Raw genomic sequence first — 8,430 nt, 5'->3', positions numbered from 1 at the left:
TTTCCTTAAAACTAAAAGGAATGAGTCCAGTACAATACCGAACTCATTCACAAGCAATTTAATATTTATTTTTGTCTAAACTTTGGGGTTCACTTCATTCATTATGGAAAAGCTTGAAAAATTCTTCAAGATCAAAGAACGCGGAAGCAGCGTTCGCACAGAAATCATTGCCGGTATAACTACCTTCTTGGCAATGGCTTACATCTTAGCCGTTAACCCCGGCTACATGGCAGCTGCAGGAATTCCTCAGGGTGCAGCCTTTGCTGCAACAGCAATTTCAGCGGCAATAGCTACTCTTTGTATGGCATTCTTTGCTAACTATCCCGTTGCATTGGCTTCAGGTATGGGACTTAACGCATTCTTCGCATTTACAGTTTGCGGAGCTATGGGTTACTCCTACAAGGTTGCTCTTACTGCAATTTTAGTTGAAGGTATTATCTTTATGATACTTTCTCTCTTCAAATTCCGTGAGCAGCTTGTAAACAAAATCCCTAATAACCTTAAGTTCGGTATCACAGCAGGTATCGGTCTTTTCATCACTATCATCGCTCTTTTAAATGCAAAAATCGTTGTAGCAAGCTCTGCTACCACAGTTGCATTGGGTGATATCTCAAGCGCAAACGTTGTACTTGCTTTAGTTGGTTTATTAGTTATCGCTGTTCTTCAGCACTTCAGAATTCCCGGCGGAATCCTTTTAGGTATCATCGCTACTTGGATTTTAGGTATTATCGCAGAGCTTATCGGTTGGTATGTTCCCAATGTTGATGCAGGCGTTTACTCCGTTATTCCCAGCTTCTCAATGTCTGCATTCCAGGCTCCTTTGTTCTTTGACTTTGACTTTGGATTTATTTTAAAGAATGCTGCAAGCTTTGCTATTATAGTATTTACCTTCCTTTATACTGATATCTTTGATACAGTAGGAACACTTATCGGTGTTGCTGAAAAGGGCGACCTTTTGGACGAAAAGGGCGAGCTTCCCAAAGCAGGCGGCGCTTTAATGGCAGACGCTGTAGGTACAGTTGTCGGCGCTTGCCTTGGTACTTCCACAGTTACAAGCTATGTTGAGTCCAGCGCAGGTGTTGCTGCAGGCGGTAAAACAGGTTTATCCTCTGTAGTTACTGCAGGTCTCTTCCTTGTATCCTTAATACTTGCTCCTGTATTCACAGCAATCCCCGGCTTTGCAACCACTCCTGCTATGCTTTATGTTGGTCTTATGATGCTTACTTCCGTTAAGAAAGTAAACTTTGACGGCGATGCTGCTGATACAATCGGTGCTTTCCTTGCAATTATTATGATGCCTTTAACATACTCAATAGCAAACGGAATTATGTTCGGTATGCTTGCATGGGTTGTTTTAAAGATAATCATCGGCAAGATAAAGGAAATCAGCGCAGTTATGTGGATTTCCGTTGCATTGTTCGTAGCATATATCGTTTTAAAGGTTCTCGGCCTTGCATAAGCTTTAAAATTCAAAAAGCTGTGCGGAAAATTTCCGCACAGCTTTTTTACGCTTTTGAAAAAAGCATATCGCACTTTTGAAATATCTCGCCTTTGGCGAGGTATGCAAAAGTATATCGCACGCGACAGCGTATATCGCAAATCCCGCAAGGGATTTATATCGCAGTGTTGTGTTCTAAAGAACACAACACCTACTCTTCTTCAATAAAAACTACATTGTCATATTTTTTAAGAGAGTATATGTCATAATCCTTTTTGAATGTTAAATTTATCCCTAAATTGCCCTGATAATTGCTTTTCGGGGGTATAAAATGATAGGTGAATACAATGTCATTTTCCTTTATCTTTGAAATTATTTCGTTTGCCTTATACATATCATCAATTTCTATATATATTTCTTGGTTTCGATTTCTGCGTCTTTCAAGCTTTCCTAAAAGACTTATAGTTATCATATATAACACGCTTATAACTATAGCTCCGAAATAAAAGCCGCAGCCTGCGGCAATACCTATAACGCTTGTAGTCCATACTCCCGCTGCAGTTGTGAGTCCTGTTATAACGTTATTGCTTTTGAGAATTATCACTCCTGCACCCAAAAAGCCAACGCCCGAAATAACCTGTGCCGAAAGTCTGAAAATATCACCGCTGTAGCCCAAAAAATCATTGGCATAAATGCTTATCATAGCAGTAAGCGCCGCACCTAAGGAAACAAGAATATGCGTTCTTGCCCCCGCTGCTCTGCCGTGTCTTGCACGCTCGCTTCCGATAATTATGCCTATAACTACCGCTAAAACCGACCTTATAATAATTTTAAGCATAAAATCCATATTTTTCACCAATAGTATATTATGCTTTTAAAAAACAAATATGAATAGAGACTGTCCAAAAAGTCACAGACCGCAGAAAAGGAAAAATCATAAGCGGTTGAAGCTAATTTTAAAATTGATATAGGGAAGGAGTTATGCTCTTCCCTATATTTTGTTTTATGAAAAAGGGGATGTAAAAAACTTTCGTTTTTTACATCCTCTTAATTGAAATTTTCTTCTTTCCGTCAATCCGCTCTCTACCGTACCTATGTACGCCGACGAGAACGGATTTACGAAATCTGCACTCTTTTTAGACAGCCTCAAAATATTGAATTTAAACTGCTTCTTCGCTTCCTAAAGCACTTTCAACCTTTTCAACAGTAACAACAGATTCCCCTGACAATGTCATCTTCTCACTGCCGCCCTCATAATTGTAAACAGCATCTATATCAATTTTGCTCTCAATTTTTGTAATAGATTTATCCGTCATTGTTACGGTTATTTCCTGTGTTCCCGATTTAAGCTCTATGCCGCTTCCCTCATAAGAAGCTTGAAGAAGTGAAACATCAAAATTTGCAATCTTCAGCAAATATACTCCGTCACTCTTCTTTTCTATTGATGTAACAGCCATACTGTTATATTTTGCCGAATCTATAAAACCGTCAATCTGCGCTTTAGCATCTTTTTCATTTTGCGCCTGTACCTGTTTTTCACCGCCGACCTCTATTGTCAGATTGCCGCTTTCATGCTTGAGATATATTGTCTGTTCGTCTGTCTTAGCCTCAACATCGTAATAGTAAGCGCCGTTTTTCTTTCCGTATGAAACAATGTCCTTTTCGGTTGTAGTTTCGGTTTGACCTAAAATTGTTGTACTGTTGCTTATATCAAGAGTAAATTTGCCCGTTGCCGCATCCTGAATAACCTTTATACCGTCTTCAACATAGCTGAGAACACGCACATCGTCTACCTGTGTATACTCTTCAGCCTTAAGCTTTTGAGTGTCAAATTTCGCCTCATTAAAAGAGGAATATTCTTCAATCATAGAAAATCGAGGTAAAGTAGTAGTGTTTTCGTCTACATCAAAAGAAAAATCAGTTTTTATAGTTTTAATACGAAAGTCTGCATCAGCAACGATATTGACCTCCATATCAAGAACATCTGCGCCTAAATCCTCATAAGATATTTGGGTAGTTTTCATTAACTTAGTTATTGCTTTCTTTGTATATCCCGAAAACTTTATATTCCAAGTACCATCCTCCTTTTTTGAAAACTCAGAATTGGTACAATCACCAAGAATCTTATTGTCAAGTGTTTCATCGTAGTTAGCTTCCCTATATTCTTCAAAGGTCATGGGTGAACAGAATTTCTGGTCATATTTGCTGTTTTTTGTAGAAGAATACATTTTACCGTCATGATAAGCCGAAACGTTTACAATATTTTCCTCGTAAGAAAGCTCCTGACACTTAATTACTGTTTTTGATTCTATGTACTCTTCGGCATTAGAGGCAAAATTGATAATCTCTTCGTTAACCTCAAATTTTTTACCTAAAGAATAGTAGGTCATTTCAATCTTAACAGTTAAGTTATAGTTCTCTACCGCATTCATAGTTTCATAAATTTTGTTCCAAAGAGAAGCGGCATCTTCGGGCTCAAAGGGTTTTTCTACAACTGTTTTCCCGCAAGATGCAAGAGAAAAAATCATAAGTACCCCTAACAATAAAGAAAATATTCGAGTTGTTTTTTTCATAATTTTATCTCCCTTCCTTTTGTTTACAATTTTATGTTAACATTTTGTTTTCTTTTTGTCAATACTTTGTTAAAGCAAAAAGCTGTGCGGAAAAAACGTGATGTTCTTAGCGGAGATTTTGAAGAAGTACTCGAACCAGTATCGAATTTGTAAGTACAAACGCAGCCCAGCAGTAGTCCAAACCCACTAATAAAAGAAAAGAGAAGATTCGTATCTTGTAACGAGTCTTCTCTTTCTTTTTATCTGACAAGTGATATGCTGACTACCGTCAGCGTGATATTTCAAAAATAAAGTGATATTAAGTCCTTTGGACTTAGTGATATTCTATTTGCCATAAAACTTGCGAAGCAAATATCACTCCGACAAAGTCGGAATATCACTTCACACAATTAAAAAGACCGTAAAACGTGATGTTTTACGGTCTTTTTGCGAGGGGATAGGAAAAAGCGCAGAATACGCACTGCTTTGATTAAATACATAAAGCGTATTATTTTGAACAGAGCTTTCTATTTTTTAAAACTCCCCGTCTCTAAGAGAAATGAAACTGCAAATTCACACCCTTTTAAAAATGCCTTTTTCACAAAGAGGGCTTCAAGATCACACAATGCATCAACATATTTTTCCACCGCATTTTTTTTGATTCTCATTGAGTAGTGTGTTTGCTTTTTCGTGTAGTTCCGCAGTCTTTTTGGTAAGATTTCGTTCCTCATCCGTATCAATTACGGCACATTCCTCTAAAAGATAATTATTCCATAGCTTTTCAAGTGTTTCTTTCATTTTTTCTTCCTTTCTCGATAGTTTAAAAACGAACTAAATATATTATAGTTCAAATGTGAACTAAAGTCAACTCTTTTTAGTTCACTTGTGCTATAATTTTTAAAAAGTACAAGGTGGTAAAAAATGAACGTATATCAAAGACTAAAGGACCTTAGAGAAGATGCTGACAAAAGTCAGGAAGAAATTGCAAAAATTATAGGTACAAGTCAATCCTATTACGCTCAGTATGAAAACGGCAAAAGAGCTATTCCCTTTGAACGTATGGTTATTTTGGCAAGATACTACAACGTTTCTCTTGACTATCTGGCAGGATTTATTGACACACCGAAAAAGCTTCCTTAATTATTCATCATTCATTAAAAAAGACCGTAAAACGAAATGTTTTACGGTCTTTTGTTGTGGACGGTTACCCGACGGCGTACAAGGGTACGCCGAGGGCAAAGTTGGTTTGTTATGCGCTTTTTACCTTTATTTTTAAGGGGATAGGAAAAAATGCGCAGAATATGTCAATTTCGCACCGACAATTTTTTGTCGGTGGTTACCCGACGGCGTACAAGGGTACGCCGAGGGCGAAATTGGCTTATTATGCGCTTTTTTTACATCACCTTTTTTAAAGGACTAATGAGGGGGCAGTATATACTCTTGCCGCAAGCTCCTGATTAAGCATATATAAGCTTTTGGGGTCTGTTCCGAAAAGCTCCATTTTTGTAATTAAATCGTTGGCGTTGGTTTCCTCTTCACCCTGCTCCTTAACGAACCAATCAAGGAACTGCATTGTACGGAAATCCTTAACGTCATACGCTGCAGCATAAATATCGTTAATTAAAGAGGTTACATACTCCTCGTGTTCAAGACCTGCCTTAAGCACGTCTATATGCTTTTCAAAGGTTTTGTCGGGCTTGTCAATAGCTTCAAGAGTAACCTTTTGATTTTCATTTTGCAAATACTTGTAAAACAGCATTGCGTGGTCTCTTTCCTCCTGAGCCTGAACCATATACCAGTTTGCAAAGCCGCTGAGTCCCGCATCTTCAAAATAATTTGAAAATTCAAGATAAAGGTATGCGGAATAGAACTCCTTGTTGATTTGCTGATTTAACAGCTCTCTTACTTTTTCATTCATCATAATATTTTCCTCCTGTTTTATTGCGCAAATATAAGCGCTTTTATTTTAAGCAAATCAAACATTGTAAGCACTGTGTCGCCGTCAACATCCAATTTACTAATATTATTTACACTAAGCTCTGTTTTTTCCAAAAGATAATTCCTTAAATTTATCAAATCGAGAACGCTGTAGCCCTCTTGCTCTCCCTCTTGAACGAGAGTATAAATACTGAAATGTTCTGTTGAAAATACTGCAAAATCGCCATCGGGAATTACGGAATATCTTACGGGGAGTCCGTTTTCGTCAATATAATATACAGCCAAAGTCTTGCCCTTGAAATTGTCGGGAATGGGAAGCTTAACCTCAAAGCTTCCGTTGTCAAGCTTTGTTACATATTGATTGAGAGTTTCCGAACGAAGCTTAATGTCATAGGTTTCGTTTTCGGAAGCGTTAAGAATTTCTATAATTCTGTCATATTCCTCGCCGTCTGTCAGCTTTTCCACCTCAACCATCGTGTCAAGAGGAATTTCAGAGGAAGAAGAATTTACCTGTACCTTAGTGTTTAAGTCAACAGATGTATAAGATGGTACTGCAAGCTTTGTATCGTCCTTGATTATTACGAATTTATAAATCTCTTCGCCGACTGCAACATTAAAGAAATATCCGCCTGCCGCTTTGTTAAGAAAATTGAGGTGTCCGCCCTCTTCAAAGGACTCAATAAAATACTGCTTATAGTCGGGAATATAGGTGAGCTGATTTTCACAGTCCATAATTTCCCATTGACACTCAGTTATAATATCCCAGTCCTTTTCCTCTTTTGCCATCTCTTCTTCGTAACGGGCTCTGGCAATTTCAAGGCGGCTTTGATACTCTGCAAGCTGTCTGTCATATTCAGCTATTTCACCGTTGTAATACTGCTCTACAGTATCATTATTAAGAGAAATTTCTATTTTACCTGCGCCTATATAATCGTCTATTCTTTTTTGCGCCGCCGCTATAAGCTCCTGCGCTGAACTTCCTGTGCTTTCGGGAACATAGATAGCGTGCTCCGCCTTTGCGCCTAAATAGCCCGATGCAAAATATACTATTCCGTTATGAATAAGCTTTGCAGAGCCTATTCTCTCTGTAAAGAAGGGTTCGTCAGCGCCGCCGCGGATTTCAACGGTAAAGAGGAAATTGGTATTATCAAGATAGCCCTTAAGCTCTCCCGAATAGTTTGCCAAGGTGTCAATTTCAGATTCGGAATAGGGGTCATTATTTACCCAATAGTTTGCAAGCTCAAGGTCTGTAACGTTAAACCATTCTCTGTCCTGAGGAAATTTTTCAATAAATTTTTTTGCTTCCTCGTAAACCTTGCTGTCATAATTCCAGACAACATCTACAGTATGATACTCTTCGTAAGGGCTTTCAATTCTGAAGCCTATTTCACACTGTGTAAAATCCTCGTTAAAGCCCATAGGGTCAAAGTAAAAATCGGGATTTACCATATTGAAATCTTCGGCAATAAGCCACGAAGCTTCACTCTCGGGCTCGGGCTTTGCGTAATTAAAGACCACCTTGCCGCCGTCGAGTATCTGACAATACTCATCGGAATATTCCTTGTTACGTACATAAAAATAATCACCGTGCTGTCCGCACCATTTATTTTGCGCCGCATATGCCGAAACATCATTTGTGAATCTTCCGCAGCTTATTGTAATTTCGCCGCCTGAGGACTCAACTGCGCCAAAGCAAACAACCTCATTTAAAACAGCTCTTACCCCCGAAGAAATATCAAAGACTTTTCCCTCGTAAAAATGATATTTTCCGCCGTTAACTGTGAGGTTAAACTCTCCCTCACCCAAGGTGTTCTCTGCCTTTATAACAGAGATATCGGTATTTGAGCCGTATACTCGCATTCCGGAGTTTTCGTGCGCGTTTATTGTAATATTGGCATTACAAGCATAAATAACACTTTTTTCATACGCTTCAAGCATTGCAGCATTTTCAAAATTAAGTACAACGTTTTTACTCGTTATGTTTAAAGTCGAATTTAAAATTATAACTGAGCTTCCAACGGTAATTTCTCCCGTTTCTCCTGCGGGAATATTGTCTATTGCTGCAATTAACTCCTGCTCGTTATAAACAATCACAGCATCTCCTGTGGCAAAAGCAGATACAGAAAAAAGAGATAAAAGAAGCGATACAACCAAAAGGCTTGACAGTATTTTTCTTTTTAATGAAGTCATAAAAACACCTCATAAAATCTATTTTTATTAAGTATATCATTGTTGTTTTCTTTTTTCAAGTTTTAATTGCAGATGAATTGTCAAACTAAGTGCAACACTTTTTAATGCAATCGTCAAATAAATCCAAAGGTTTTTGATAATGTAAAACTTTTTTAATGTTGTAGGACTGACTCTTGAAAGGTTTCTACCTTGTTTGTCTTTCTGCTAATGTTGCAAAGCAAACTTTAGACTTTCCTCTGCCAGATACTACCGTGTCTGCTTCCCAATGTCCAAATTCTAATCGTTTGTATACGCTTTTTTCTCTTTTTCGTA

6 protein-coding genes and 1 pseudogene are annotated in these 8,430 nt (G+C 38.0%); 2 read left to right on the top strand and 5 right to left on the bottom strand.

From position 1 onward, the window contains the following. Window positions 1–103 precede the first annotated feature (103 nt). On the top strand, window positions 104–1,459 hold the full coding sequence (locus E7480_08300) for an NCS2 family permease (protein MBE6904590.1): 1,356 nt from the start codon (window positions 104–106) through the stop codon (window positions 1,457–1,459). A 190-nt stretch (window positions 1,460–1,649) separates the two neighbouring features. Here E7480_08300 and E7480_08295 read toward each other — a convergent pair whose 3' ends face one another. Then, on the bottom strand, window positions 1,650–2,285 hold the full coding sequence (locus tag E7480_08295) for an MgtC/SapB family protein (protein ID MBE6904589.1): 636 nt from the start codon (window positions 2,283–2,285) through the stop codon (window positions 1,650–1,652). 313 nt (window positions 2,286–2,598) lie between these two features. Continuing rightward, window positions 2,599–4,011 carry a hypothetical protein gene (locus tag E7480_08290; GenBank protein MBE6904588.1) on the bottom strand — a complete coding sequence of 471 codons (1,413 nt, stop codon included), beginning with the start codon at window positions 4,009–4,011 and terminating at the stop codon, window positions 2,599–2,601. A 900-nt stretch (window positions 4,012–4,911) separates the two neighbouring features. Here E7480_08290 and E7480_08285 point away from each other — a divergent pair. Beyond that, window positions 4,912–5,130, top strand: a complete 219-nt coding sequence (locus E7480_08285; protein ID MBE6904587.1) for a helix-turn-helix transcriptional regulator — start codon at window positions 4,912–4,914, stop codon at window positions 5,128–5,130. Window positions 5,131–5,398: 268 nt separating this feature from the next. On the opposite strand, the gene E7480_08280 is transcribed toward E7480_08285, so the two are convergent. The 3 genes and pseudogenes from E7480_08280 to E7480_08270 all read right to left on the bottom strand — a co-directional run bounded on the left by E7480_08280 (window position 5,399) and on the right by E7480_08270 (window position 8,430). Then, window positions 5,399–5,911 (bottom strand): ferritin, encoded by a 513-nt coding sequence (locus E7480_08280; protein MBE6904586.1) that lies wholly within the window; start codon window positions 5,909–5,911, stop codon window positions 5,399–5,401. 17 nt (window positions 5,912–5,928) lie between these two features. Continuing rightward, window positions 5,929–8,118 (bottom strand): hypothetical protein, encoded by a 2,190-nt coding sequence (locus tag E7480_08275; protein MBE6904585.1) that lies wholly within the window; start codon window positions 8,116–8,118, stop codon window positions 5,929–5,931. Window positions 8,119–8,314: 196 nt separating this feature from the next. After that, window positions 8,315–8,430: pseudogene (locus E7480_08270) on the bottom strand (IS30 family transposase).

It is taken from the genome of Oscillospiraceae bacterium, assembly GCA_015067255.1.
Classification (GTDB): domain Bacteria; phylum Bacillota; class Clostridia; order Oscillospirales; family SIG519; genus SIG519.
Note: the sequence above shows the minus strand (reverse complement) of the source record. Positions and strands in the feature narration are given on the sequence as shown.